The organism is Gordonia westfalica, from assembly GCF_900105725.1.
Classification (GTDB): domain Bacteria; phylum Actinomycetota; class Actinomycetes; order Mycobacteriales; family Mycobacteriaceae; genus Gordonia; species Gordonia westfalica.
On the sequence record NZ_FNLM01000034.1, the window covers coordinates 901,670 to 927,069 of the forward strand.

22 protein-coding genes are annotated in these 25,400 nt (G+C 67.6%); 6 read left to right on the forward strand and 16 right to left on the reverse strand.

Annotated features, from left to right (window positions below; genetic code table 11):
• Window positions 1-24: 24 nt before the first annotated feature.
• From BLU62_RS09470 to rsmD, 3 genes are all read right to left on the reverse strand, one after another.
• Complete coding sequence (locus tag BLU62_RS09470) at window positions 25-873, reverse strand: F0F1 ATP synthase subunit B (RefSeq protein ID WP_074849261.1); 849 nt, start codon at window positions 871-873, stop codon at window positions 25-27.
• A 137-nt stretch (window positions 874-1,010) separates the two neighbouring features.
• Window positions 1,011-1,499: a pantetheine-phosphate adenylyltransferase gene (gene coaD / locus BLU62_RS09475; RefSeq protein WP_074849262.1), complete on the reverse strand. Its 489-nt coding sequence runs from the start codon at window positions 1,497-1,499 to the stop codon at window positions 1,011-1,013.
• A gap of 38 nt (window positions 1,500-1,537) precedes the next feature.
• Complete coding sequence (gene rsmD, locus BLU62_RS09480) at window positions 1,538-2,098, reverse strand: 16S rRNA (guanine(966)-N(2))-methyltransferase RsmD (RefSeq protein ID WP_074849263.1); 561 nt, start codon at window positions 2,096-2,098, stop codon at window positions 1,538-1,540.
• A gap of 164 nt (window positions 2,099-2,262) precedes the next feature.
• On the opposite strand from rsmD, the gene ectA reads away from it, so the two are divergent.
• From ectA to BLU62_RS09500, 4 genes are all read left to right on the forward strand, one after another.
• Window positions 2,263-2,790: a diaminobutyrate acetyltransferase gene (gene ectA / locus BLU62_RS09485; RefSeq protein ID WP_074849264.1), complete on the forward strand. Its 528-nt coding sequence runs from the start codon at window positions 2,263-2,265 to the stop codon at window positions 2,788-2,790.
• 221 nt (window positions 2,791-3,011) lie between these two features.
• Window positions 3,012-4,301: a diaminobutyrate--2-oxoglutarate transaminase gene (gene ectB / locus BLU62_RS09490; protein WP_074849265.1), complete on the forward strand. Its 1,290-nt coding sequence runs from the start codon at window positions 3,012-3,014 to the stop codon at window positions 4,299-4,301.
• Window positions 4,298-4,738: an ectoine synthase gene (locus BLU62_RS09495; protein ID WP_074849266.1), complete on the forward strand. Its 441-nt coding sequence runs from the start codon at window positions 4,298-4,300 to the stop codon at window positions 4,736-4,738. Before ectB ends, BLU62_RS09495 begins: the two co-directional genes overlap by 4 nt.
• A gap of 53 nt (window positions 4,739-4,791) precedes the next feature.
• Window positions 4,792-5,670 carry a Sir2 family NAD-dependent protein deacetylase gene (locus tag BLU62_RS09500; protein ID WP_074852795.1) on the forward strand — a complete coding sequence of 293 codons (879 nt, stop codon included), beginning with the start codon at window positions 4,792-4,794 and terminating at the stop codon, window positions 5,668-5,670.
• Between the two features lie 18 nt (window positions 5,671-5,688).
• Here the strand turns inward: BLU62_RS09500 and proB are convergent, their stop codons facing one another.
• From proB to BLU62_RS09550, 10 genes are all read right to left on the reverse strand, one after another.
• Window positions 5,689-6,834: a glutamate 5-kinase gene (proB, locus tag BLU62_RS09505; protein ID WP_074849267.1), complete on the reverse strand. Its 1,146-nt coding sequence runs from the start codon at window positions 6,832-6,834 to the stop codon at window positions 5,689-5,691.
• Complete coding sequence (obgE, locus tag BLU62_RS09510; RefSeq protein ID WP_074849268.1) at window positions 6,831-8,297, reverse strand: GTPase ObgE; 1,467 nt, start codon at window positions 8,295-8,297, stop codon at window positions 6,831-6,833. The genes proB and obgE overlap by 4 nt, the downstream gene beginning before the upstream one ends.
• A 96-nt stretch (window positions 8,298-8,393) precedes the next feature.
• Window positions 8,394-8,657 carry a 50S ribosomal protein L27 gene (rpmA, locus tag BLU62_RS09515; protein ID WP_004019626.1) on the reverse strand — a complete coding sequence of 88 codons (264 nt, stop codon included), beginning with the start codon at window positions 8,655-8,657 and terminating at the stop codon, window positions 8,394-8,396.
• Between the two features lie 38 nt (window positions 8,658-8,695).
• On the reverse strand, window positions 8,696-9,007 hold the full coding sequence (gene rplU, locus BLU62_RS09520; RefSeq protein ID WP_005198945.1) for a 50S ribosomal protein L21: 312 nt from the start codon (window positions 9,005-9,007) through the stop codon (window positions 8,696-8,698).
• A gap of 280 nt (window positions 9,008-9,287) precedes the next feature.
• Window positions 9,288-12,572 (reverse strand): translation initiation factor IF-2 N-terminal domain-containing protein, encoded by a 3,285-nt coding sequence (locus tag BLU62_RS09525; protein WP_074849269.1) that lies wholly within the window; start codon window positions 12,570-12,572, stop codon window positions 9,288-9,290.
• A 425-nt stretch (window positions 12,573-12,997) separates the two neighbouring features.
• Window positions 12,998-13,414 (reverse strand): nucleoside-diphosphate kinase, encoded by a 417-nt coding sequence (gene ndk / locus BLU62_RS09530; RefSeq protein ID WP_074849270.1) that lies wholly within the window; start codon window positions 13,412-13,414, stop codon window positions 12,998-13,000.
• Window positions 13,415-13,452: 38 nt separating this feature from the next.
• Window positions 13,453-13,929 (reverse strand): hypothetical protein, encoded by a 477-nt coding sequence (locus tag BLU62_RS09535; RefSeq protein WP_074849271.1) that lies wholly within the window; start codon window positions 13,927-13,929, stop codon window positions 13,453-13,455.
• A 205-nt stretch (window positions 13,930-14,134) separates the two neighbouring features.
• Window positions 14,135-14,524, reverse strand: coding sequence for a DUF4233 domain-containing protein (locus tag BLU62_RS09540; protein ID WP_074849272.1), 390 nt, complete (start codon window positions 14,522-14,524; stop codon window positions 14,135-14,137).
• Window positions 14,521-16,047 (reverse strand): bifunctional tetrahydrofolate synthase/dihydrofolate synthase, encoded by a 1,527-nt coding sequence (gene folC / locus BLU62_RS09545; RefSeq protein WP_074849273.1) that lies wholly within the window; start codon window positions 16,045-16,047, stop codon window positions 14,521-14,523. Before folC ends, BLU62_RS09540 begins: the two co-directional genes overlap by 4 nt.
• Window positions 16,044-18,707 (reverse strand): valine--tRNA ligase, encoded by a 2,664-nt coding sequence (locus BLU62_RS09550; protein WP_244278104.1) that lies wholly within the window; start codon window positions 18,705-18,707, stop codon window positions 16,044-16,046. The genes folC and BLU62_RS09550 overlap by 4 nt, the downstream gene beginning before the upstream one ends.
• A gap of 75 nt (window positions 18,708-18,782) precedes the next feature.
• Between BLU62_RS09550 and BLU62_RS09555 the strand changes: the two genes are divergently transcribed.
• Window positions 18,783-20,069 (forward strand): VWA domain-containing protein, encoded by a 1,287-nt coding sequence (locus BLU62_RS09555; RefSeq protein ID WP_074852796.1) that lies wholly within the window; start codon window positions 18,783-18,785, stop codon window positions 20,067-20,069.
• Here BLU62_RS09555 and mobA read toward each other — a convergent pair.
• Window positions 20,066-20,728 carry a molybdenum cofactor guanylyltransferase gene (gene mobA / locus BLU62_RS09560; RefSeq protein WP_280141528.1) on the reverse strand — a complete coding sequence of 221 codons (663 nt, stop codon included), beginning with the start codon at window positions 20,726-20,728 and terminating at the stop codon, window positions 20,066-20,068. The genes BLU62_RS09555 and mobA overlap by 4 nt on opposite strands.
• Window positions 20,729-20,777: 49 nt before the next feature.
• On the opposite strand from mobA, the gene BLU62_RS09565 reads away from it, so the two are divergent.
• On the forward strand, window positions 20,778-23,087 hold the full coding sequence (locus tag BLU62_RS09565) for an FdhF/YdeP family oxidoreductase (RefSeq protein WP_074849275.1): 2,310 nt from the start codon (window positions 20,778-20,780) through the stop codon (window positions 23,085-23,087).
• An 88-nt stretch (window positions 23,088-23,175) separates the two neighbouring features.
• Here BLU62_RS09565 and clpX read toward each other — a convergent pair whose 3' ends face one another.
• Window positions 23,176-24,456, reverse strand: coding sequence for an ATP-dependent Clp protease ATP-binding subunit ClpX (gene clpX, locus BLU62_RS09570; protein ID WP_074849276.1), 1,281 nt, complete (start codon window positions 24,454-24,456; stop codon window positions 23,176-23,178).
• Window positions 24,457-24,655: 199 nt separating this feature from the next.
• Window positions 24,656-25,354, reverse strand: a complete 699-nt coding sequence (locus BLU62_RS09575; RefSeq protein ID WP_074849277.1) for an ATP-dependent Clp protease proteolytic subunit — start codon at window positions 25,352-25,354, stop codon at window positions 24,656-24,658.
• Window positions 25,355-25,400: the final 46 nt, after the last annotated feature.

A 25,400-nucleotide genomic window follows, 5' to 3' on the forward strand; every position in this document is an offset into this window, starting at 1 on the left:
CGCCGACGGCGTGTGCCGACTCGGTCACACCGCCAGCGGGGAGCCCTGGTCGCGGTCGTAGGAATTCCGGGTCGACGTCTCACGCGAACGTGTGTTCTCGCCGCGGGATTCGCGTGCCGGCTCCTCGACGCTGCGCGGATACTCGACATAGTCGTGCATCCCGGCGCCGGTCCGCAGCTGATGACGTCCACGGTTCACCGAACGCAGTGTGCCGGTGAGGATCTCCTCGAACTGGGCCAGCTTCTCGTCGACGTAGACATCGCAGTCCCCGCGCAGACGATCGGCCTCGGCGTGTGCGGCGTCGATGATGCGCTCGGCCTCCGACTTGGCCGCGCCGACGACCTCGGTCTCGGAGACGAGACGCTGCTGTTCGGCGATGCCGTCGGCCACCGACTTGTCGTAGGTGTTGTTCGCCGCATCGACGGTGCGCTGCGCCTCGGCCCGCGCCCGTCCGGTGACCGCCTCGAACTCACGGGCGGCACTGGTCTGCAGCCGGCGCGCTTCCTCGGTGGCGTCCTCGACGAGCGAATGCGAGTGCGAGCTCGCCTCGTCGACCATGCGATCGGCCTGAGCTTTGGCCTCGGACAGGATGCGGTCGGCCTCCGCGCGGGCGTGGGCGAGCACGGCCTCGGATTCGGAGTCGGCCTTGGCAACCGTCGTCTCGGCATGCTCCCGCGCATCGCCGATCAGCGTGTCGCGCTGGTCGAGGACGTCCTGCGCGTCGTCGAGTTCGCCCGGGATGGAGTCCTTGATGTCGTCGAGGAGTTCGAGCACGTCACCACGCGGCACGACGCAGCCCGCGGTCATCGGCACACTCCGTGCCTCCTCGACAATCGCCACGAGCTCGTCGAGAGCCTCAAATACCCGGTACACAGCCACCCCAATCCGGCGCTTGCCTGTTTGCAACAGTTGGTGAATCTGTGACTATTGTGCCGAATGTTGCGCCTGTGATTAGTGAAGCGCGTGGGGTGTGTCGCGGTTTTCGCAGGTGACTCGCGAACCTCGACGCCTCAGACGGACCGCTCCCCCGTCAGCTTCGCGTTCAGCGACTTGTGGACATGGGCCGACAGGAAGGGCGTGACGTCGCCGCCGAGCTTGGCCACCTCCTTGACCAGCGAACTCGACACATGAGCGAACCGGGGGTCGGTGAGGAGGAAGACGGTCTCCACGTCGGCCAGAGCACGGTTCATCTGGGCCATCGGGACCTCGTAGTCGAAGTCCACCGCCGAGCGCAACCCCTTGACGATCGTGTGGATCGACTCCTGCTTCAGATACTCGACGAGAAGCCCCTCCCAGCGATCGACCCGAACGCCGGGCAGATCGGCGCAGTCCTCCTCGATGAGGGCGATGCGCTCGTCGACGCTGAACATCCCACGCTTGTTGGGATTGACCACCACGGTGATGACCACCTCGTCAAAACACGCCGCGGCGCGTTCGACCACGTACCGGTGGCCGAGGGTGAAGGGATCGAAGGAACCGGGACACACTGCCGTCGTCATGGCCTGAACTTACCGTCAGGTCTCCGACACGAGGCAGGTCAGGCGCCGGTGAACTCCCCGACCTCGACGCGGGTGTCGCCGTAGTTCTTGTCCGCCACGATCTCGAAGCCGGCGGGCCAGATGTCGCCGGACGCCCGGGCGGAACGTTCCACCACGACGAGCGCGTCCGGCGCCAGGCGCGTCGCCGCCAGCCGGGTCAGATCCTCCGACAGCGCGGCCGCGTCGACCGCGTACGGCGGGTCGGAGAACACGAGGTCGTATGTACGCTCGGGCGGCGAGGACAGATAGGCGGACACCGCGCGGGTGATCACCGTCGTCGAGCATGCGATCCCGCACGCTTTCACATTGGCCCCGATCACCGCGGCGGCCTTGCGGGCCGAATCGACGAAGGTCGCGCCGGCGGCACCGCGCGACACCGCCTCGATCCCGAGGGCGCCGGAACCGGCGTAGAGATCGAGGACCCAGAGACCGTCGAGATCGAACCGGGCGTCGAGCATGTTGAAGACCGACTCGCGGACACGGTCAGAAGTGGGACGAGTTCCCTCGTCCGGAACACGGAGCCGCCTACCCCGCAGCTCGCCCGCGATGATCCTCGTCATGCGGCCATTCTGCTCCCCCGTGAGCCCACGAATCGACGTCCGGGTAACACTCTTGTGACCCACTTCACATTGCATGCCTGAGCAGGTAGAAGGTAGTGGATCGATGGGGCAATTTCGGCTGGTGGGTGACTTCCCCGATACCCGTTGTTAACGTCGAGAGCGTTATGAGCCCTTCACAAACAAGAAGTGCCCCAACAACTGTCCTCACCGTCGACTATCGGATGCCTACTGTCGCCGACGGCACTCGCTTCTGGGAAATCGCCTCGGACTCAAAGGTTCTCGACGTCAACTCGTCGTACTCCTATGTGCTGTGGTGCCACGACTTCGCCCAGACCTCGATCGTCGCCGAATTCGACGGCCGGGCAGTCGGTTTCGTCACCGGCTACCGCCGTCAGAACGACCCCTCGACCCTCATGGTCTGGCAGGTCGCCGTCGACGACTCGATGCGCGGCCACGGCATCGCCGGGTCGATGCTGCATCACCTCTTCGATCGCGTGAACCGTCACGGGATGGTGGCGATGCACACCACGATCAGCCCCGACAACATTCCGTCGCAACGGCTGTTCGAGTCGGTGGCCAAGGCACGCGGGCTCCGTTTCGAGCGTCGTGACCTGTTCGCCGCCAACGCTTTTCCGGACTCTCACGAGCCCGAGGACCTCTACATGCTGGAACCGGAGATCCCCGAGCCGTAGAGCTCGCGCGTGATCCCTCGGCACCCGGATCGTGATGAGAGTCGCTGCACTCTCATATCCGGAATGCGAAGTGCCCCAAGCCCGTTGGCACATTCCAGAACAAGTTGCCGAAAACCGGCATGAATTCCCGAGTTCTGGGTACTCGCGGTCGTCGAACCGCACCGGAACTCCTGCGCTCACACAGATGTAGCGCGGCTATACCAAGAAGAAGGAAGCACGCTATGCAACTTCTCGACAGCAGTCCCGTTCTCGACAAGAAGATCGACGATTCCGTCTTCACCACCCACGAATCCGAGGTGCGCAGCTACTGCCGCAACTGGCCGGCGGTCTTCACCACCGCCAAGGATTCCTACATCACCGACCAGAACGGTCGGGAGTACCTGGACTTCTTCGCCGGCGCCGGTTCGCTGAACTACGGCCACAACAACGAGGTGCTGAAGAAGGCGCTCATCGACTACATCGCGTCCGACGGCATCACCCACGGCCTCGACATGGCCACCGTCGCCAAGGGCAACTTCATCGAGAAGTTCACCAAGCACATCCTCGCGCCGCGTGGACTCGACTACAAGATCCAGTTCCCCGGCCCGACCGGAACCAACGCCGTCGAATCGGCCCTCAAGCTGGCCCGCAAGGTGACCGGCCGTGAGTCGATCATCAGCTTCACCAACGCATTCCACGGCATGACGCTGGGCTCGCTGTCGGTGACCGGCAACTCGATGAAGCGCGCCGGCGCCGGCATCCCCCTGGTTCACGCGACCCCGATGCCGTTCGACAACTACTTCGGCGGCGTCATGGAGGACTTCGCCTGGTTCGAGCGCGTCCTCGACGACTCGGGCAGCGGCCTCAACCGCCCCGCCGCGGTGATCGTCGAGACCGTGCAGGGCGAGGGCGGCGTCAACGTCGCACGCGCCGAGTGGCTGCGCGCGCTCTCCGATCTGTGCGAGCGCCGCGACATCCTGCTCATCGTCGACGACGTCCAGATGGGCTGCGGCCGCACCGGCGAGTTCTTCTCCTTCGAGGAGGCCGGCATCAAGCCAGACATCGTCACCCTGTCCAAGTCGATCAGCGGCTACGGTCTGCCCTTCGCACTGACCCTGTTCAAGCCCGAGCTCGACGTCTGGACGCCGGGTGAGCACAACGGCACCTTCCGCGGCAACAACCCCGCCTTCGTCACCGCCGCCAAGGCCATCGAGACCTACTGGTCCGACGACACCCTGAGCCGCGAGATCCACGCCAAGGGTGAGCGCATCAACGAGGTCTTCACCGACCTCTGCAACCGATACGAAGGCATCTCGACCCGCGGTCGCGGCATGGTCCGCGGCCTGGCGTTCGAGGACCACACGGCCGCCGGGAAGGTCTGTGCGCAGGCCTTCGGCGCCGGCCTGCTCGCCGAGACGTCGGGCCCGTCCGACGAGGTCGTCAAGCTGCTCCCGCCGCTGACCATCTCGCGCGAGGACCTCGACCGCGGCCTGTCCATCCTTTCCGACGCAGTCAAGGAGGTGATCGGATGATCGTCCGAACCACCGAAGAGATCACCGGTACCGAGCGCGACGTCGCCGACGGCCACTGGCGCTCCAAGCGCATCGTGCTCGGCGGCGACGGTGTGGGATTCTCGTTCCACGAGACCACCATCGAGGCCGGCAGCGTGAACGAGTTCCACTACGCCAACCACATCGAGGCCGTCTGGCTCGTCGAGGGCACCGGCACCCTGCTCAATCGGGAAACCGGCGAGACCCATCCGCTGGCGCCCGGCACGATGTACCTGCTGAACGGCCACGAGCGTCACACGGTGACCGCCGACACCCAGATGCGCATGCTGTGCGTGTTCAATCCCCCGGTGGTCGGCACCGAGGTGCACGACGAGAACGGCGTGTACCCGCTGGTCGCCGTTCCGCAGCCGACCGGGAAGCATGCCGAGGAGGCCCTCGAGGAGACCGCGGCGTCCTGACGCACGAACCTCGCAGAACACCCCGAGTGCGCACCCTGCCTATCCTGGGCAGGGTGCGCACTCGTCTTCAGCTCGGCCAGGCCCCGGCCGAACACACGCCCCTCGACGACGACGTCGCCGAGCGCATCGAACTCGCGGGCGACATCCTGGGCGGGCGTCGGTTCGCGGTCCTGACCGGCGCCGGCATCTCCACCGACTCGGGTATCCCCGACTACCGCAGTCCGGGGTCCCCGCCGCGGACGCCGATGACTCTCGAGATGTTCCTGTCCTCTCCGGAGTTCCGCCGCCATTACTGGGCGCGCAACCATCTCGGCTGGCGTCACATGGACGCCGCCCTCCCCAACGCCGCCCACCGCGCCCTCACCGACCTGCAGTCGAGCGGAGCGGTCTCGACGGTCATCACCCAGAACGTCGACATGCTGCACACCAAGGCCCGCACCCGGGGAGTCCTCGAACTCCACGGGTGTTACGGGCGCGTGCGGTGCCTGACCTGCGACTGGCGCATCTCCCGGCACCGACTCGCCGAACTCCTGGAGTCGGTCAACCCCGGTTTCGCCGAGCGCGTCGCCGGCCGCGGCGCCATCGAAGTCGCGCCCGACGCCGACGCCACGCTCTCCGACACGTCGGACTTCGTGATGATCGACTGTCCGCACTGCGGCGGCATCCTCAAACCCGACATCGTCTATTTCGGTGAGACTGTTCCGAAACCTCTTGTCGAGCAATCATTCTCAGCGGTCGACGACGCGGATGCCCTATTAGTGGTCGGTTCGTCGCTGACGGTGATGTCCGGCCTGCGGTTCGCACGCCGGACGCATCGCGCGGGCAAACCGCTGATCATCGTCAATCGCGGCCACACCCGCGGCGACGAGCTGGCCACACTCAAGATCGACCATCGGGCCGGAGTGGTGTTGCCGGCCCTCGCGTCCGGCTAGAGCGACAGAACCCGACGCTCAGCGCGAGACGACGACCAGATCGTCGGCGTGCACGACGGGCCGCTGCAGTTCGGGCGGCAGTTCGTCGGTCTGACGTCCGATCATCGAGGTGACGTCGTCGAAGTCGTACGACGCCACTCCACGCGCCTTCACGACGCCGTGCTGATCCACCAGTTCGACGACGTCCCCGTCGAAGAACCGGCCCTCGACACCGACCACGCCCGCCGCGAGAAGCGAACGGCGCCTTCGGGATACGGCAGCCACCGCACCGTCGTCGAGCACGATCCGGCCACGCGCGTCGGCGGCATGACGCACCCAGAAACGACGGGCGGAGAGACGCTCGTCGCGCGCGGCGAACACCGTGCCCACCGACGCGTCGGCGAGGGCCTGCGCGGCCGACGACGCGGCGGCCAGCAGAACCGGGACACCGGCATCCGCCGACAGGCGCGCCGCGGCCAGCTTCGAGGCCATCCCGCCGGTGCCCAGCGCTCCCCCGGACCCGGCGATGACACCGTCGAGATCCTCGGGACCGTTCACCTCGGGGATCAGTCGGGCACGACGCCCGTCGACACCCACCTTGCGCGGGTCGCCGTCGTAGAGGCCGTCGACGTCCGACAGCAGTACCAGCGCATCGGCGCCGCTGAGATGTGCGACGAGCGCGGCCAGCCGGTCGTTGTCGCCGAACCGGATCTCGTTGGTCGCCACCGTGTCGTTCTCGTTGACCACCGCGACCGCGCCGAGCGACCGCAGACGATCAAGTGTGCGTTGGGCATTGGCGTGATGCGAGCGGTTGGAGAAGTCGTCGGCGGTCAGCAGGACCTGCCCGACCGTGCGGCCGTACCGGGCGAACGAGGTTCCCCATGCGTGCGCCAGCGCGAGCTGACCGACGCTGGCCGCGGCCTGTTTGGTGGCGAGATCCTTCGGACGCTTCTTGAGTCCCAGTGGGGCGATGCCCGCCCCGATCGCACCCGACGACACGACGATGACGTCGGAGCCGGCGCGCATCCGCGCCTCGAGCGCGTCCGCCAGGGCGTCGAGTCGGTCGCGGTCGAGACCCTCAGCCAGATCGGTCAGCGCCGACGAGCCGATCTTCACCACGACGCTGCGCGCGTGCGCGATCTGTTCCCGAACCCCCCGGACCTCGACGCCGGCTTCCGCGGTCACGACTGGTCCTGCTCTCCGTCCTCGACAGGCAGCCCGCGCCGCAACCGGCGGGCCTGCTTGCGTTCGGCGGCGCCGACGCGGTCGCTCTGATCGAGCCGGATGTCGGTGCCGCGCCCGGTGATCGGGACGTCGTCACCCATGGGCGTGCTCGGCTCCCAGTCGAAGGTGACCGCACCGATGGTGACCGGCGCGCCGGGCTCGGCGCCCAGCTTGACCAATGCGTCCTCGACCCCGAGCCGGTTGAGCCGGTCCGCCAGGTAGCCGACGGCCTCGTCGTTGTCGAACTGTGTCTGGGCGATCCAGCGCTCCGGACGAGTGCCCCGGACGATGAAACCGCCCTCGTTCTCCGGATCGTGGACGATGGTGAAGCCGGTGTCGTCGACGGCCTTCGGGCGGATGATCGCGCGGCGAGGCGTCTTCGCGGGCTGGACCTCCCGGTACTCGCGGACCATCTTCGCCAGCGCGAAGGTCAGTTCGCGCAGACCCGAGTGGGCCACGGCCGAGATCCGGAACACCGGCCACCCGCGTTCGGCGAGTTCGGGTTCGACGAGATCGGCGAGTTCGGCGGCGTCCGGGACGTCCACCTTGTTGAGGATGACCACGCGCGGACGCTCGGCCAGGTCCCCCAGACCGTGATCGGCGTCGAGCGCCGGCTTGTAGGCGGCGAGCTCGGCTTCGAGGGCGTCGATGTCCGAGACCGGGTCGCGGCCCGGTTCGAGGGTCGCGCAGTCGACGACATGCGCGAGCACGGCGCACCGCTCGAGGTGGCGCAGGAACTCCAGACCGAGTCCACGGCCGGTCGACGCACCCGGGATCAGGCCGGGCACATCGGCGATGGTGAAGACGTCGCCCGCGCTCTGGACCACGCCGAGGTTCGGCACCAGCGTGGTGAACGGGTAGTCGGCGATCTTCGGCTTGGCCGCAGACAGCACCGACACCAGCGACGACTTGCCCGCCGACGGGAAGCCCACGAGACCGACGTCGGCCACGGACTTCAGCTCGAGGACGAGGGACCGCTCCTGGCCGTCCTCGCCGAGGAGCGCGAAACCGGGTGCCTTGCGGGCCTTCGACGCGAGGGAGGCGTTGCCGAGCCCCCCGCGCCCGCCCTGTGCGGCCTCGAAGGTCGTGCCGTTGCCGACGAGGTCGGCGAGGATCGTGCCGTTCTCGTCGAGGACGACCGTCCCGTCCGGGACCTTGAGGACCAGGTCTTCTCCGTTGGCACCGTCACGGTTGTCGCCCGCTCCGGGCCGACCGTTGCCCGCCTTGGCGTGGGGACGGAAGTGGAAATCGAGCAGGGTGTGTACCTGCGGGTCGACGACGAGGCGCACCGACCCGCCGTTGCCGCCGTTGCCGCCGTCCGGGCCACCGAGGGGCTTGAACTTCTCCCGGTGGACAGAGGCGCAGCCGTGGCCACCGTTGCCCGCCGCGACGTGAATGGTCACGCGGTCGACGAACCGTGACATCGAAATCCTTCTTCCGTCAAAAAAGAACAGGGCGGGCGGGGTACATGATGACCCTGCCCGCCCTGCGAAAAGGCTTGTCGTGCCGGATTGCTCGGGTCAGACCGAAGCGGTTTCCGGGACGATGTTGACCGTCTTGCGGCCACGCTTGCTGCCGAACTCCACCGCGCCCGCGGCGAGCGCGAACAGGGTGTCGTCGCCACCGCGACCGACGTTCACGCCGGGGTGGAACTTGGTGCCACGCTGACGAACGAGGATCTCTCCCGCGCTCACCTGCTGGCCACCGAAGCGCTTGACGCCGAGTCGCTGGGCATTGGAATCGCGACCGTTGCGCGAGCTGGATGCGCCCTTCTTATGTGCCATGTGTCAGTCCTCCTGAGGTCTTCGCGAAGCGGGTCGAACTACTTGATGCCGGTGACCTTCAGGACCGTCAGCTTCTGACGGTGACCCTGGCGCTTGTGGTAGCCGGTCTTGTTCTTGAACTTGTGGATGCGGATCTTGGGGCCCTTGACGTGCTCCACGACCTCGCCGGTGACCGAGATCTTGGCCAGCTTGTCGGCGTCGGTGGTCAGGGTCGAGCCGTCGACGACCAACGCGACCGGCAGGCTCACCGTGGAGCCGACCTTTTCGTCGATCTTCTCGACCTTGACAGTGTCGCCCTCAGCGACCTTGTACTGCTTGCCGCCGGTCTTGACGATCGCGTACGTTGCCATCGAAGTTCTTCCTCTTAATCGTCTGGTCGGGCCCTCCGTCAGCGCCGAGGCGCTTTCGAAGGCGTTCGTGTAGTGCTTGCCGGTGCGGGCCGCAGTCCACCCAGTCAGTTGACCGGGAGTGGCTGCGATTCACACCAAGGGCCTGCCGACGGGATTCGCACCGCTGCGGTGCACGTGGCACGCAGAACAGCGCAGACCCTCCGCGGGAGGCGACTTTCCAAGGTTACGGGAACGGCGGTGGCCGGGTCAAACTCGCCCCGCCGGCCCCTCCCCTCGGGGATCAGCCGTCGGCCGGCGGCGGCCCGGCGGGCCTGCCCGCCGTACGCTTCCGTGGGCGTCGGCGCACCGCGACCACCGACTCTCCCGTGGAGACGGGACCGAAGGTCGTCTTGGGCGCTTCCGGAGTCACCTCGACGGCCGTCATCACCACGTTCTCCGGTGCGGTCGTCGTCTGCGCCGGGCGGCGCACCACCCGGCGGCGGCGCTTCGCCACCGCGGGGGCCTGCCCATCGGTCGACCCGGTCGGTTCCCCCGCCTTCGCCGGTTCCGGCTCGGCGGCCGGCTCCGGTTCCGCGGCCGGTTCCGGTTCGGTGACAGCCGGTTCTGGCTTCTCAGTCTCCGTCGTCGCGGCGTTGTCGGCGGCGGTGGCCACCGCCTGCTCGACCTCGACGGTCTCGGCCTCGACGTGCTCACCCTCGGGGTGTTCGTCGTCGTGGGTGTGCGAGGCCATGGCGCGGAACAGCGGATGCTCGGCGGCGGGCTTGTGGGCCGGCTGCTGCGGGGCCGGCTTGGTCTCGGCGGGCGCCTCCGACTTCTTCTTGCCGCGGCGCGAGCGCTTGGAACCGGCGCCGTCCGACCGCGCCGAGTCGTCGGCGCGCACCTCGACCGGATTGGTGTGCACGATGATGCCGCGACCGCCACACGCGGTGCACTGCGTCGAGAACGCCTCCAGCAGACCGGTACCGAGTCGCTTGCGGGTCATCTGGACCAGGCCGAGCGAGGTCACCTCCGACACCTGGTGACGAGTGCGGTCACGGGCCAGGGCCTCGGTGAGCCGGCGCAACACCAGATCGCGGTTCGACTCGAGCACCATGTCGATGAAGTCGACGATGATCATGCCGCCGATGTCGCGCAGACGCATCTGCCGCACGATCTCCTCGGCCGCCTCGAGGTTGTTACGGGTGACCGTCTCCTCGAGGTTGCCGCCCGAACCGGTGAACTTGCCGGTGTTGACGTCGACGACCGTCATGGCCTCGGTGTGCTCGATGATCAGCGTGCCGCCCGAGGGCAGCCACACCTTGCGGTCGAGTGCCTTCGCGAGCTGTTCGTCGATGCGGTGGACCACGAACGAGTCGGGCGCATCGGCGTGCGGCTTGCTGAACTGCTCGACCCGCTCCATGAGGTCGGGCGCGACGGAGCTGACGTAACCCTCGACGAGGTTCCACGCCTTGTCGCCCTCGACGACGAGCTTCTTGAAGTCCTCGTTGAACAGGTCGCGCACCACGCGCACCAGCAGGTCGGGCTCCTCGTACAGCGCACGCGGAGCCGACGAGCCACCCTTCTTCGCCTCGGCGACCGATTCCTCGATGGTCTTCCACTGCGACTCGAGGCGAGCGATGTCGGCGCCGAGTTCCTCGGCGCTGACACCCTCGGAGGCGGTGCGGATGATCACGCCGGCCTCGTCGGGCACCAGCTTGGCCAGGATCTGCTTGAGGCGCTTGCGCTCGACGTCGGGCAGCTTGCGGCTGATGCCGGTCGACGAGCCGCCGGGCACGTAGACGAGGTACCGGCCGGCCAGCGAGATCTGCGTGGTCAGGCGGGCACCCTTGTGGCCCACCGGGTCCTTGCTGACCTGCACCAGGACGTTGTCGCCGGGCTTCAGCGCCTGCTCGATCTTGCGTGAGCCGCCGTCGAGCCCGGCGGCGTCCCAGTTGACCTCACCGGCGTACAGCACACCGTTGCGGCCGCGGCCGATGTCGACGAAGGCCGCCTCCATGCCGGGCAGCACGTTCTGCACGCGGCCGAGGTAGATGTTGCCCACCATCGACGACGACGTCGCCGTGGTGACGAAGTGTTCGACGAGGACGCCGTCCTCGAGCACCGCGACCTGGGTGTAGTCCTCCACGGCGGCGTGATCGTGGCCGTCGCTGTCGGTGATGCTGGTGTTTGCGCTGCGCTCGCGCACCACCATCACGCGGTCCACAGCCTCGCGACGGGCCAGGAACTCCGACTCGGTCAGGATCGGCGGACGTCGACGACCTGCGTCGCGTCCGTCGCGACGGCGCTGACGCTTGGCCTCGAGCCGCGTCGAACCGGTGATTCCCTGCACCTCGTCACGCGCACGCTTGCTGCGGGGCTCACGCTCGTGGACGACCGTGTTCGGCGGATCGTCCGGCGAACCCTCGTCGGGCTCTCCTCCGCCCTTGCGGCGGCGCCGACGACGCCGGCGGCGGGTCGAGGACCCGTCGCCCGAGGCGTCCTCACCGGACTCGTCGCCCTCACCGTCGTCCGACTCGGCGTCGTCGCCGGAATCAGCGGCCTTCGACGAGTCGCCGGCCTCCGCTTCCGAGCCCTTGCCGTCGGCTTCTTCGGAGGTGTCGGCACCCGACCGACGGCGGCGGCGACGCCGGGTCGTCGGCTCATCCGCCTTCGTCTCGTCGGTCTTCGACTCGTCGGATTCCGACTCTTCCGGGGTGGTCTCGTCTGCTGTCGACTCATCGGCGGACTCTTCGGTCGTCGAGGAGTCGGCCTCGGATGCCTTGTCCGCGGACCCGTCGCCGGTCTCGTCGGATTCGTCGTCATCCGACGCATCGCCGGATTCGCCGTCTCCACCCTGGTCGCCACGACCGCGACCGCGACCGCGCCGGCCGCGACGACGACGTCGACTGCGGCCCGAACCCGACTCGTCGGAGTCGTTGTCGGTGTCCCCGGTGTCGGTGTCGGTGGCTTCGGTCGTCTCGTCGGTGACGTCCGCGCGGGCCTCTTCGGCCGCCTCGGGTGCCGCCGCCTCTTCGGACGGGGTGTCGGTCGACGGAGCCGACGTCTTCTCGACCTTCGCCGGCTGTTCTGCCTGGTCGGCCTTCTTCGGCGCGCGCGTGGCCTTCGGCTTCTCGGCCGGCGCCTGCGGCTGGAGGAACAGCGGCTGGCCGCCGAACGACGTGTCGACCTCGGTTGCCGATCCGACCGGCTCGTCGTATCGGGTCGCCGCAGCCGAGAACAGTGTCGGCGGCTCGTCGGCCGCCGGTGCCTCCGCTGCGGGTTCTTCTGCTGCCGGCGCCTCGGTCGCCGGTTCTTCGGCTGCCGCCTCAGGCGCGGCGGGCGCCGCTGCCGGCTCGTCCGCCTCCACGTTGGCACGCACCCGAGCGGCGACGGCCTGCGCCAACTCGCGGTCGACGCTGGATTGCGGACTGCGAGTCTGCACCCCGAGATTGGCCAGGTGCGCCAGCACCTGCCGACTCGTCAGGCCCAGGAAGCGGGCCAGTGCGTGCACACGAAGTTTGCTGGGAAATTCTTCCACCGGTTCTGACGCTGCGTTCGCGTCAGCCGGTGACCCGTTGTCGGTCACTCAGTCTCCTCGAACCCCCGGGCGCGTCGGGCTGACGCGGCCACGCGAGGGTCTGCTCTGTGTCCCGGTCACGTATGGCCGGTGTTGTGTGGTCTGCGCGTCATCACGCTGAGCCGAGAGTCGGTTCAGCAGAGAACGCTCTTGCTGTGTCGATGACCGCATCCCGGGCGCTTTCCACGACACCGGGCACAGGCAGAGCCTGAGTGTTCGGCTGCTGGCAGCAGTACGAACCTCGGCGGGGTCAGCTGTGGTTGTGGGCGTCGCGATGCGGATCAGCCGCACCGCGACGCGCCGAACCAGGGCGCGTCATCCGGCCACCGTCGACAAAGTGTGTCGGCGATAACCCTGCAAGTATCCCACACGGTGGTCGGATGACCGCAAAGTATGCGCGTATGTCCCGCGCGTCGAACTTCAGGAGACCCCGATCAGCCTGCGAGTTCGGGGAACCAGAGAGCGATCTCACGCTCGGCCGACTCCGGCGAGTCCGAGCCGTGGACCAGGTTGTACTGGGTGTTCAGGGCGAAGTCGCCGCGGATGGTGCCGGGCACCGCCTTCTCCACGGGATCGGTGCCGCCGGCGATCTGCCGGAAGGCCGCGACGGCGCGCGGCCCCTCGAGGACGGCCGCGACCAGCGGGCCGGAGGTGATGAACTCCAGCAGCGAGGGGTAGAAGGGCTTGCCCTCGTGTTCCGCGTAATGGCCGCGGGCGACCTCGTCGGTGGCGGTCTTGAGTTCGAGCGCCACCAGGGTGAGTCCCTTGCGCTCGATACGGCTGATGATGTCGCCGACGAGCAAGCGCTCGACGCCGTCCGGCTTGATGAGTACGAGAGTGCGTTCAGTCACGACTGACACCTTAACGACCGGCCGGCGGTTTCCGACGGTCAGGAGCAGTACTCACCCGCGACCGGGAAGAAGCCGTAGTTGAACAGGCTGCCCGAACGCGCACGGGGGTCGACAACGATCTGGAGGCAGCCACCCGGCGAGGTGAGCGCACCGGCGAGCGCGAGGTCGAACTGTTGTGCCAGAGCGAGATTCGCCGGACGGTACTGGGCGGGCACCGGCAACGTCGCGATGGCCTCCGGTGCCTTCATCCCGGCCGCACGCTTGGTCACGGAATGGGTCGCGAGGTAGCTGAACTCGCCCTGCGAGACCGGGACGGGTGCACCTGCTTCGGGAACCGCGAACGCCTCCACCGCCGGGGGCGTCTGCCCGGGAGCGGGATCCGCCGAGGCGACCGCGGGTGCGGTCACTGCGAGTGCGGCCGCACCGAGGAGAGCCATTCCGGCGCGACGGCCGATCGGGGCGGAGATGCGGGGGCGATCGATACCGGCGGGCGTCCGGGAAAACAGGAACTGCACGTACGTCCTCACGTTGGATGTCGTCACGATGGTGGGTCGCGGTGGGATGAAGCCAGACGGGAACCCGTCCGCTCCCCCACGGCTTGCGCCATTGTTACAGCAACCCCCGCGGTCCGCTCGTCTTCGCCGATAACGGTCCGGACACAGGTCTTGCGACCACCAAACCGCCGTCGGGACAGCGTTGACGGCCCAGGTGGGGCACCTCTCAGTCGATCGGTTCCTGACCGGGAAGCATTCCGAGTTCGACGCGCTTCTCCACATCCATCTTGATGTACCGGATGTAGAGCCAGACCGACCCGAAGATCACCCCGACCGCGGCGATGGACCAATGGAAGACGCCGCCGGCGATCACCACCACCTGAAGGGCGAGATCGAGCTTCAGGGCGTAGGGGCGCCCCTGCATTCCACAGGCCGCGATCATCGCCAGCACCAGGAGTGCGAGGTATCCGCCGGACACCCAGGTCAGGCCGCCGCCGAGTCGCCAGACGATCGGGAACGCCAGGATGATCACGATGACCTCGAGGACCATCGTCCCGGCCATCACCCCGCGCAGGCCCTTCCACGGGTCGTTGGTAGGCGGTGTGTAGCGGGTCATGAGGGTTCCTTACCGAACAGGGTGCGGGCGGCACCGGCGGTCACGACCGAGCCGGTGATGACGACTCCCGCACCCGAGACACGTTGGCCCTCGGAGTCCTCCGCGAGGGCGATGGCTTCTTCGACGGCGTCGGGCAGGAACGGCTTCACGACGACCCGTTCCTCTCCGAAGACCTCGTGCGCATACTCCGCGAGTGTCTCGGCGTCGAGGGCACGCGGCGAGCCGTTGTTGGTGACCACGATGGCGTCGAACACGGGCTCGAGAGCCTCGAGGAGTCCCCGGGCGTCCTTGTCGCCTAGCACCCCGACGACGCCGATCAGCCGGCGGAAGTCGAACTCCTCGGCCAGCGCCTGCGCCAGCGCGGTCGCGCCGTGCGGGTTGTGCGCGGCGTCGGCGAACACCGTCGGCGCACTGCGCAGTCGCTCGAGGCGACCGGGATTGCCGACCGCGGCGAACCCGCTCCGGATCGCGTCGATGTCGAGCTGACGGTCCGGTCCCGCACCGAAGAAGGCCTCGACCGCGGCAAGTGCCAGCGACGCGTTGGCGGCCTGGTGGGCACCGTGCAGCGGTAGGAACACCTCGTCGTAGACCCCGCCGAGACCCTGGATCGTGAGCATCTGGCCGCCGACGGCGGTGACCGAGTCGAGTACCGCGAACTCCGACCCCTGACGGGCGACGACAGTGCCGGCCTCGACGGCCGCGCGCAGGAGCACGTCCATCACCTCCGGGGTCTGTTCGGCGATGATCGTGACCGGGTCGACGGCGCCGATGGCGTCGGGCTCGCCCGGCTTGATGATGCCGGCCTTCTCTCCCGCGATGGCGGTGAGTGTGTCGCCGAGGTAATCGGCGTGGTCCATGGCGATCGGCGTGATGACCGAGACGATGCCGTCGACGACGTTGGTGGCGTCCCAGCGTCCGCCCATGCCGGTCTCGACCACCGCGACGTCGACCGGCGCCTCGGCGAAGACCGCATAGGCCATCGCGGTCAGCACCTCGAACTTGCTCATCCGCGGGCCACCGGCCGCGGTCGAGCTGTCGTCGACCATGGTGATGAACGGCTCGAGCTCGCGGTAGGTGTCGATGTACGTGCGCGCCCGGATCGGCGCGCCGTCCACCGAGATCCGCTCGGTGACCCGCTGCAGGTGAGGGCTCGTGATCCGACCGGTCCGCCGGTGCAACGCGGCCATCAGCGCATCGATCATCCGCGTCACCGACGTCTTGCCGTTGGTGCCCGCGACGTGGATCGCCGGATAGCTGTGCTGGGGCGAGCCCAGCAGATCCATCAGCGTGGAGATCCGCGTCAGCGACGGCTCGATCCTGGTCTCGGGCCAGCGGGTGTCGAGTTCGGCCTCGACGTCGGCGAGTTCGGCGAGATCGTCGGCACTGTCCGAGACGGTCAGCGGCGGACGGTCGGTCTCAGCGTCTGCCGCCCGTTCCTCCTCGTCGATCAACTCCGACAGTCCCAGCGGATCCTCGCCGACGACGGCGGGATCCTCCTCCGGGAAGCCGGTTTCGTCGCTCACGCGCCGCCGGCCAGACTCGTCAGCTTGGCGTTCAGCCGCTCGACCTCTTCGGTCGCGATCCGCTGGCGATCACGGATCTTGCTGACCACCTTGTCGGGCGCCTTGGACAGGAACTGTTCGTTGCCGAGCTTGGCCGAGGTGGTGGCCAGTTCCTTCTCGGCGACGGCCAGATCCTTGGTGAGGCGCTTGCGCTCGGCTTCGACGTCCACGGTTCCCGAGGTGTCGATGGCCACGGTGACCGTCGCGACCGACAGGCGGACCTCGATGGTCGCGGTGGCCCCGAAGTCGGGTCCGGCCGCATCCAGGCGCGCCAGCGACTGCACGTAGGGTAGCAGCGGCTCGAGGCCCGACTCCCCCAGTCCGTCGAACTGTGCGGCGACCCGCTGGCCGGGACGCAGTCCCTGATCGCTGCGGAAGCGGCGCACCTCGGTGATGAGGCGCTGCAGGTCGGCGATGCGGGCCGCCGAATCGGTCGACCAGTCGCGTCCCGACGGCGCGGGCCACTCGGCGATGACGAGTGACTCGCCGCCGGTGAGCGTCTTCCACAGCACCTCGGTGACGAACGGCATCACCGGCGACAGCGCGCGAAGCAGCGGTTCGAGCACCGCACCGAGCACGACGGCGGTTGTCTCCGAACGCTTCTCGTCGTTCTCGGCGAACTGGACCTTGGCCAGCTCGAGATACCAGTCGCACACCTCGTCCCAGGCGAAGTGGTAGAGCGACTCACAGGCCTTGGAGAACTCGTAGGACTCGAACCCGGCATCGACCTCGACGAGCACCTCGTCGAGGCGGCGCAGAATCCACCGGTCGGCGTCGGTCAGCGCCTCCGCGTCCGGCAGTTCGCCGATCTTCGCGCCGTTCATCAGCGCGAACTTCGTCGCGTTGTACAGCTTGGTCGCGAAGTTGCGCGACGACTGGGCATGGTCCTCGCCCACCGAGATGTCCGCGCCCGGGTTCGCTCCACGCGCCAGGGTGAAGCGCAGCGCGTCGGCGCCGAAGCGCTCGACCCAGTCGAGCGGATCGATGCCGTTGCCTTTCGACTTCGACATCTTGCGGCCGTGCTCGTCGCGGACCAGGCCGTGCAGGAACAGGTTGTGGAACGGGATCTCGTTACCCGGGCCCAGATCCTTGCCGACGTAGGTGCCGAACATCATCATCCGCGCCACCCAGAAGAACAGGATGTCGTATCCGGTGACGAGAACCGAAGTGGGATAGAACTTCTCGAGGTCGTCGGTCTTCTCCGGCCAGCCCATGGTGGAGAACGGCCACAGGCCCGACGAGAACCACGTGTCGAGGACGTCGGTCTCCTGGACGTAACCCTCCGGCGCCTGCTCGTCGGGTCCGACGCACACGACCTCGCCGTCCGGGCCGTACCAGATCGGGATGCGATGGCCCCACCACAGCTGACGCGAGATGCACCAGTCGTGCATGTCGTCGACCCAGCCGAACCAGCGCGGCTCCATCGACTTCGGATGGATCACCGTCGAACCGTCACGGACGGCGTCGCCGGCGGCCTGCGCGAGCGAGCTGACATCGACCCACCACTGCATCGACAGACGCGGCTCGATCGGTTCGCCGGTGCGCTCGGAGTGTCCGACGCTGTGCAGGTACGGGCGCACCTCCTTGACGATGCGGCCCTGTTCGGCCAGCGCCTCGCGGACCTTGACGCGCGCCTCGAAGCGGTCCATGCCATCGAATTGCGTTCCGGTGTCGGCGATCCGGGCGGTCTCGTCCATGATCGTCGGCATCGGCAGGTTGTGCCGCTGGCCGAGCGCGAAGTCGTTGGGGTCGTGCGCCGGGGTGATCTTCACCGCGCCACTGCCGAATTCGGGGTCGACGTAGTCGTCGGCGACGATCGGGATCGTCCGGTCGAGGAACGGGTGCGGCAGTTCGGTGCCGATCAGGTGCGCATAGCGCTCGTCGTCGGGGTGAACGGCGATCGCGGTGTCGCCGAGCATCGTCTCCAGACGCGTCGTGGCCACCACGATGTGGGGTTCGGAGTCGTCGAGCGAGCCGTAGCGGAAGCTGACGAGTTCGCCCTCGACGTCGGCGTAGCTGACCTCGATGTCGCTGACCGCGGTCTTGAGCACCGGCGACCAGTTCACCAGGCGCTCGGCCTGATAGATCAGGCCGTCGTCGAACATCTTCTTGAAGACGGTGTGCACGGCGCGCGACAGACCCTCGTCCATCGTGAAGCGTTCGCGCGACCAGTCGACGCTGTCGCCGAGCCGGCGCATCTGCTCGCCGATGTTGCCGCCGATCTCGGCCTTCTCGGTCCACACCCGCTCGATGAAGGCCTCGCGGCCCAGATCGTCGCGCGTCTTGCCCTCGGTGGCCAGCTTGCGCTCGACCATCGTCTGCATCGCGATCGCCGCGTGGTCCATGCCGGGCAGCCACAGGACCTCGTAGCCCTGCATCCGGCGGCGACGCGACAGCGCGTCCATCAGAACGTGCTCGTAGGCGTGACCCATGTGCAGCGACCCGTTGACGTTGGGCGGCGGGATCACGATCGAGAACGGGGGCTTGTCACTCGTCGCGTCGGCGGTGAAGTAGCCGGCATCGACCCAGCCCTGGTAGAGCGTCGCCTCATGCTCGGCTGGGTCCCACGACTTCGGCAATTCGGTCGCGGGCAGCTCAGATGTCGGGTCGAGTGATGTCACGGCCGCTATTCTATGTTTTCGCCGGGCCTGCCCTCGCTCCGGTCCTCACTCCTGTTCCAGCCGGCAAAGGACACCGTGGCGTCGCTCACCCTGGCCCGTGGCCAAAACCTCACCCTGCCCACCGCCGACCTGGTGACGGTCACCGTTGCCGGCACCGGACTCGACATCCTCGCCTTCCAGCTCACGGAGTCGAACACGGTCCGAGACGACTCCGACTTCGTCTTCTTCAACCAGCCGAGGTCTCCGGAGGACGCGGTGAGGCTCGTGGGTCCGACCGACATCGAGATCGCCCTGCACGCCGTTCCGCACGGCATCGAGCGGATAGCGGTCGCCGTGGCATCTGAACGACCGCTCGGGGCCGCCGCGCCGACGGCGACGGTCCGTGCCGGTGACGCCGAGATCACCGCCCCGGCCGACGGACTGTCCACCGAGCGGGCAGCGGTACTCGTGGAGATCTACCGTCGCAACGGCGCATGGAAGGTACGCAGCGAGTCGGCCGGGTGGGACGCCGGATTCGCCGCCCTGGTGCGCGCCCTCGGTGTGACCGTCGACGACGAGCCCGAGGCCGCCCACGAATCGGCGACACCCGAACCGGCGACAGTGACACCAGCGATCCGCAGGGTGGAGGGCGAGGAGAAGCTCTCCCTGGAGAAGCGTCAGAAGCTCGACCTCCGCAAGAAGGCCGTACACAAGGTCCTTCTGACCAAGGGCGTCGCCGGACGCGACGCGCGAGTCATTCTGGTCATCGACAAGACACACTCGATGAGCGCGCTGTACCGGGAGCGGACCGTCCACCGCGTCGTCGAGCGCATGATACCGGTCGCCACCCAGCTGGACAGCGATGGGAACCTCGAAACCTACTTGTACGCACGGAGTTTCGCGAAGCTGCCGGATGTGACCGTGGGCAACGTCGACCAGTGGGTGGACACCTTCGTCCACCTCCGTGGCCGTCACGGGTCCCCGATGTGCCCCGACATCGACTACGACAAACACATCGGCGGGGCCAACGAGGAAGTACCCATCATGCAGGCGATCCTCGACGATCTACCCGACGAACAGCCCGTGCTGGTCCTGTTCTTCACCGACGGCGGGTTCCACTCCAAGGTGCCCCGTATTCGCACACTGATCTCCGAGGCCGCGTCCCGGCCCGTGTTCTGGCAGTTCATCGGACTGGGCGACAACAACTTCGGGACACTCACCACACTCGACACGATGACCGGGCGGGTGGTCGACAACGCAGGCTTCTTCCAGGTCGACGACATCGACCGGCGCTCGGACGAACAGCTGTACGCCGATCTGCTCGGCGAGTTCGCCGAATGGGTGTCGGCCGCCGAGCATCTCGGGATCGTGCGGCGTCGCTAGCCCGTGGCCACTCGCAGCCGGTGCAGGTCCTCCGGCGCGTTCACGTTCACGAGCCAGTCGGGATCGGACACGCCGACCCGGTGGGTGTTGAGGGCCTCGATCGCACCGAGCATCCGGCGTTCGCCGCCGGCCACGAGATCGGCGATCAGCGGCCCCGCGTCGGTCCGATAGACCCCGGCCATCGGATGGTCGCGCTGCGCGTCCCGGGCGATCACGGCCTGGGTGGAACCGGTCATGCCCAGGCGGAGTTCGTCGATCAGTTCGGGCGTGATCAGCGGCATGTCGGTGGCACACACGAACGCCAGGTCGGCGCCCGCCGCCACAGCCCTGGCGAGGCCCGCGACCAGACCACCGAGCGGGCCGATCCCCTCCTGCTCGTCGGTCACCCAGTGGACCTTGGACCGGTCGATGCCGGGCGCGGCGCGGTCCCGGATGTCGTCGATGCCACGGAAAGCCGCCGACGCCTCACCCGCCACCACGAACACCGGATCGCACCGCTGCGAGACGACCCGGACGACACGGGCGAGCATCGGCTCGCCCTCCCAGTCCAGAGCCGCCTTGTCGCTGCCCATCCGCCGCGAACGACCGCCGGCCAGCACGATCGCCGCGAGTTCCGATTTGCCCGATTCCGTGTCTTGCGTCCCGGTGTCTTGAGTCACAGGCTCCAGTGTGCGCGATTCGACGTCACCGCGGGGCAAGATGGACATCATGAGCCATACCCCCAATAGTGACCCCCGCTCGGTGAGCGAGCCGACCGACGTCCATCGCAAGCACGTGAAGACCTACGCCGCCGGTGTTCCCGCCGTCGCCGTGGCACTCAAGCGCGGCCTGGAACAGATGGGTGCGATGCGCACCGTACAGACCCTCGTCAAGCTCAACCAGCGCGACGGATTCGACTGCCCCGGTTGCGCCTGGCCGGAGACGCCCGGTCACCGCAAGCACGCCGAGTTCTGCGAGAACGGCGCCAAGGCCGTCGCCGAGGAGGCCACCAAACGATCGGTCACCCCGGAGTTCTTCGCCGCCCACAGCGTCGAGGATCTCGGCACCCGCAGCGGCTACTGGCTCTCCCAGCAGGGCCGGCTCGCGCATCCGATGTATCTCGCTCCCGGTGACACCCACTACCGCCCGGTGAGCTGGGACGAGGCCAACCGCATCATCGCCGACGAGTACGCCGCGATGTCCTCCCCCGACGAGGCCGTCTTCTACACCTCCGGCCGGACCAGCAACGAGGCCGCCTTCGTCTACCAGCTCTTCGCACGCAGCCTCGGGACCAACAACCTCCCCGACTGCTCCAACATGTGCCACGAATCGTCGGGCGCCGCCCTCGGCGCATCCATCGGCATCGGCAAGGGCTCTGTGACCGTGCCCGACCTCGAGGCCGCCGACCTCATCCTCATCGCCGGCCAGAACCCCGGCACCAACCACCCGCGGATGCTGGCGACCCTTGAGAAGGCCAAGCACAACGGCGCGCGGATCGTCGCGATCAACCCGCTGCCCGAGGCGGGCCTGATGCGTTTCAAGGATCCGCAGAAGGTCGGCGGGGTCATCGGTGAGGGAACCAAGCTCGCCGACGACTTCCTCCAGGTCAGGCTCGGCTCGGACATGGCGCTGTTCCGGGCCGTCGCCCGACTGCTGCGCGACGCCGAGAACGCGAACCCGGGCACCGTCTTCGACCACGAGTTCCTCGCCGAGTCGTGCGCCGGCGTCGACGACTACCTCGCGCTCCTCGACGACGTCGACATCGACGAGGTCGCCGCCATCACCGGCCTGACCACCGCCCAGATCGTCGATCTGGCCGAGGCGGTGCGGACCTCGCAGCGCATCGTGCTGTGCTGGGCGATGGGCCTCACGCAGCACCGGCACGGCGTGGCGACGATCGGCGAGGGCACCAACGTGTTGCTGCTCCGCGGCATGATCGGCCGGGTCGGCGCCGGATTGTGCCCCGTCCGTGGCCATTCCAATGTCCAGGGCGACCGGACCATGGGCATCTTCGAGAAGATGCCCGAATCCTTCCTCGCCGCGCAGGACGCCGAGTTCGGCATCGTCAGCCCGCGCAAACACGGCTACGACACCGTCGCGGCCATCAAGGCGATGGCCGCCGGGAACGTCCGCGTGTTCGTGGCGATGGGCGGCAACTTCGTGTCTGCATCACCCGACACCGAGGCAACCGCCGACGCTTTGCGGCGCTGCGCCCTGACCGTGCACGTGTCGACCAAGCTCAACGAGTCGCACACGGTCACCGGCCGCGCGGCCCTCATCCTGCCGACCCTGGGCCGGACCGATCGTGACGTCATCAACGGTGTGGCGCAACGGGTCTCGGTCGAGGATTCGATGTCGGCGGTGCATCTGTCCCGCGGCTCGCTGCCCCCGGTGTCGACCGAGTTGCGCAGCGAGGTCGCCATCGTCTGCGACCTCGCCACCGCCACCCTGGGCGCCGATCACCCGGTGCCGTGGCAGCAGCTCAAGGGTGACTACGACGCCATCCGGGACCGGATCGAGCGGGTGGTGCCGGGGTTCGAGGACTTCAACATCCGGGTGCGGCGCAGCGACGGTTTCGTGCTGCCGCACCCGCCCCGCGACACCCGCACTTTCGACACCCCCAACGGCAAGGCCAACTTCGCGGTGTATCCCCTTGAGTGGGTACAGATCCCGGAAGGCCGGCTGATCCTGCAGACCCTGCGCAGTCACGACCAGTACAACACCACCGTCTACGGCCACGACGACCGCTATCGCGGGATCAAGGGCAACCGCCACGTGGTGATGGTGAGTCCCGCGGACATCTCCGCACTGGGACTCCACGACGGCCAGCGCGTCGACATCGTGTCGGAGTTCGACGGCGAGAACGGACTCGAGGAGCGTCGCGTGCGAGGCTTCGAGGTCGTCGCCTATGACACCCCGCAGGGCAACGCGGCTGCCTACTACCCCGAGACCAACCCGCTGGTCCCGCTCGACTCGGTGGCGAAGGAATCCAACACGCCGGTGTCCAAGGCCGTCGTCGTGCGGCTCGAACCGGCCTGACCGGCGCCCCCAGGACGAAAGAATCCCCGCCCGGATCACCGGGCGGGGATTTCTTCGCTGGTCGGTCGTTGCCGGCCGTATCGAGGTCTCAGGCGGTCTTGTCGCGACGCTCGTTGCTGGACGCCTTGCGCGGCACGATGGTCGGCAACACGTTGTCGCTCACCGTTTCCCCGGTGACGACGACCTTCTCGACGTCGTCGCGGCTCGGGATGTCGTACATCACCGGCAGCAGGACCTCTTCCATGATAGCGCGCAGACCGCGAGCACCGGTGCCGCGATGGATCGCCTGATCGGCGACCGCCTCGAGGGCGTCCTGGGTGAACTCGAGCTCGACGTTGTCCATCTCGAACAGGCGGGTGTACTGCTTCACCAACGCGTTCTTCGGCTCCGACAGGATGCTCACCAGCGAGGCCTTGTCCAGGTTGGTCACCGAGGCGACGACCGGCAGGCGGCCGATGAACTCGGGGATCAGACCGAACTTGATGAGGTCCTCGGGCATGACGTCGGCGAACTGATCGCTCGTGTCGACCTCGTCTTTGCTCGCCACGTCGTTGCCGAAGCCCAAGCCCCGCTTGCCGATTCGCTCGGACACGATCTTCTCGAGACCCGCGAACGCACCCGCGACGATGAACAGCACGTTGGTGGTGTCGATCTGGATGAATTCCTGATGCGGATGCTTGCGACCGCCCTGCGGCGGCACCGACGCCTGGGTGCCCTCGAGGATCTTCAGCAGTGCCTGCTGCACCCCCTCACCGGACACGTCCCGGGTGATCGACGGGTTCTCGCTCTTGCGGGCGATCTTGTCGACCTCGTCGATGTAGATGATTCCGGTCTCGGCGCGCTTGACGTCGTAGTCGGCGGCCTGGATCAGCTTCAGCAGGATGTTCTCGACATCCTCACCGACGTAGCCGGCCTCGGTGAGAGCGGTTGCGTCGGCAATGGCGAACGGCACGTTCAGCATCTTGGCCAGGGTCTGCGCGAGGTACGTCTTGCCACAACCGGTCGGGCCGAGCATGAGGATGTTCGACTTCATCAGCTCGACGGTCTCACCCGTGCGGGAGTCCTTCTTCTCCCCCGCCTGGATGCGCTTGTAGTGGTTGTAGACGGCCACCGCGAGCGTGCGCTTTGCGGTGTCCTGACCGATGACGTACTTCTCGAGGAAGTCCCGGATCTCCGCGGGCTTGGGGAGTTCGTCGAGCTTCACGTCGCCGTTCTCGGCGAGCTCTTCCTCGATGATCTCGTTGCAGAGGTCGATGCACTCATCGCAGATGTACACGCCGGGACCGGCGATGAGCTTCTTCACCTGCTTCTGACTCTTCCCGCAGAAAGAGCACTTCAGCAGGTCGCCGCCGTCTCCGATTCGTGCCATCTCGCGTAGTACCTACTTCCTCGTTGCCGGACTGTCGTGTGTGGTCCGTCGCGTCGCACGCAACCGGGCACGGGTCATCTGATCGACATCCGAATGCCCAGTAACCCGACGGTACCCGCGCACCGCTCGAACTTCGACCGATAAGGCCAAATGTCGCGACAGAAAATCCCCGCGACTCCTGTGCTGGTCGAGAAGTCCCCTAGGACTTCTTCATCGACTTCTTGCGGTATTCGAAGACCTCGTCGATGATTCCGTATTCCTTGGCCGCCGCGGCGGTCAGGATGTTGTCGCGGTCGGTGTCCTTGCGGATCTTCACCTTGTCCTGGCCGGTGTGGCCGGCCAGGATCTCGTCGAGCCGATCACGGATGCGCTCGATCTCGGCGGCCTGGATCTCGAGGTCGGAGACCTGACCCTGGTACGCGCCGCCGGTGCGCGGCTGGTGGATCAGGACGGTCGCGTTCGGCAGTGCCGCACGCTTGCCCGGGGTTCCGCCGGCGAGCAGGATGGCCGCCGCCGAGGCCGCCTCACCGAGGCACACGGTCACGATGTCGCAGTGGACGTACTGCATCGTGTCGTAGATGGCGAGCATGTCGGGCACGCTGCCGCCGGGCGAGTTGATGTACATGGTGATGTCGCGATCGGGGTCCTGCGATTCGAGGACGAGCAGCTGTGCCATCACGTCGTTGGACACGACCTGGTCGATCGGCGTGCCGACGAAGACGATGCGCTCCTCGAACAGCTTGGCGTACGGATCGTACTGGCGCTGACCGTTCGGGGTGTGCTCGATGAACGACGGCAGGATGTAGCGCGCCTCGATGCTCTTGAGCGCCAACGCCGACGCGGGGATACCCGCGGCGACCTCGGCGGGCATGCCGTCCAGGGAAAGGGAGTTGGTCATCTGTTGCTCCAATGAGTAGGTGTGGCTCGAAGGTGGCGGGGTCGTC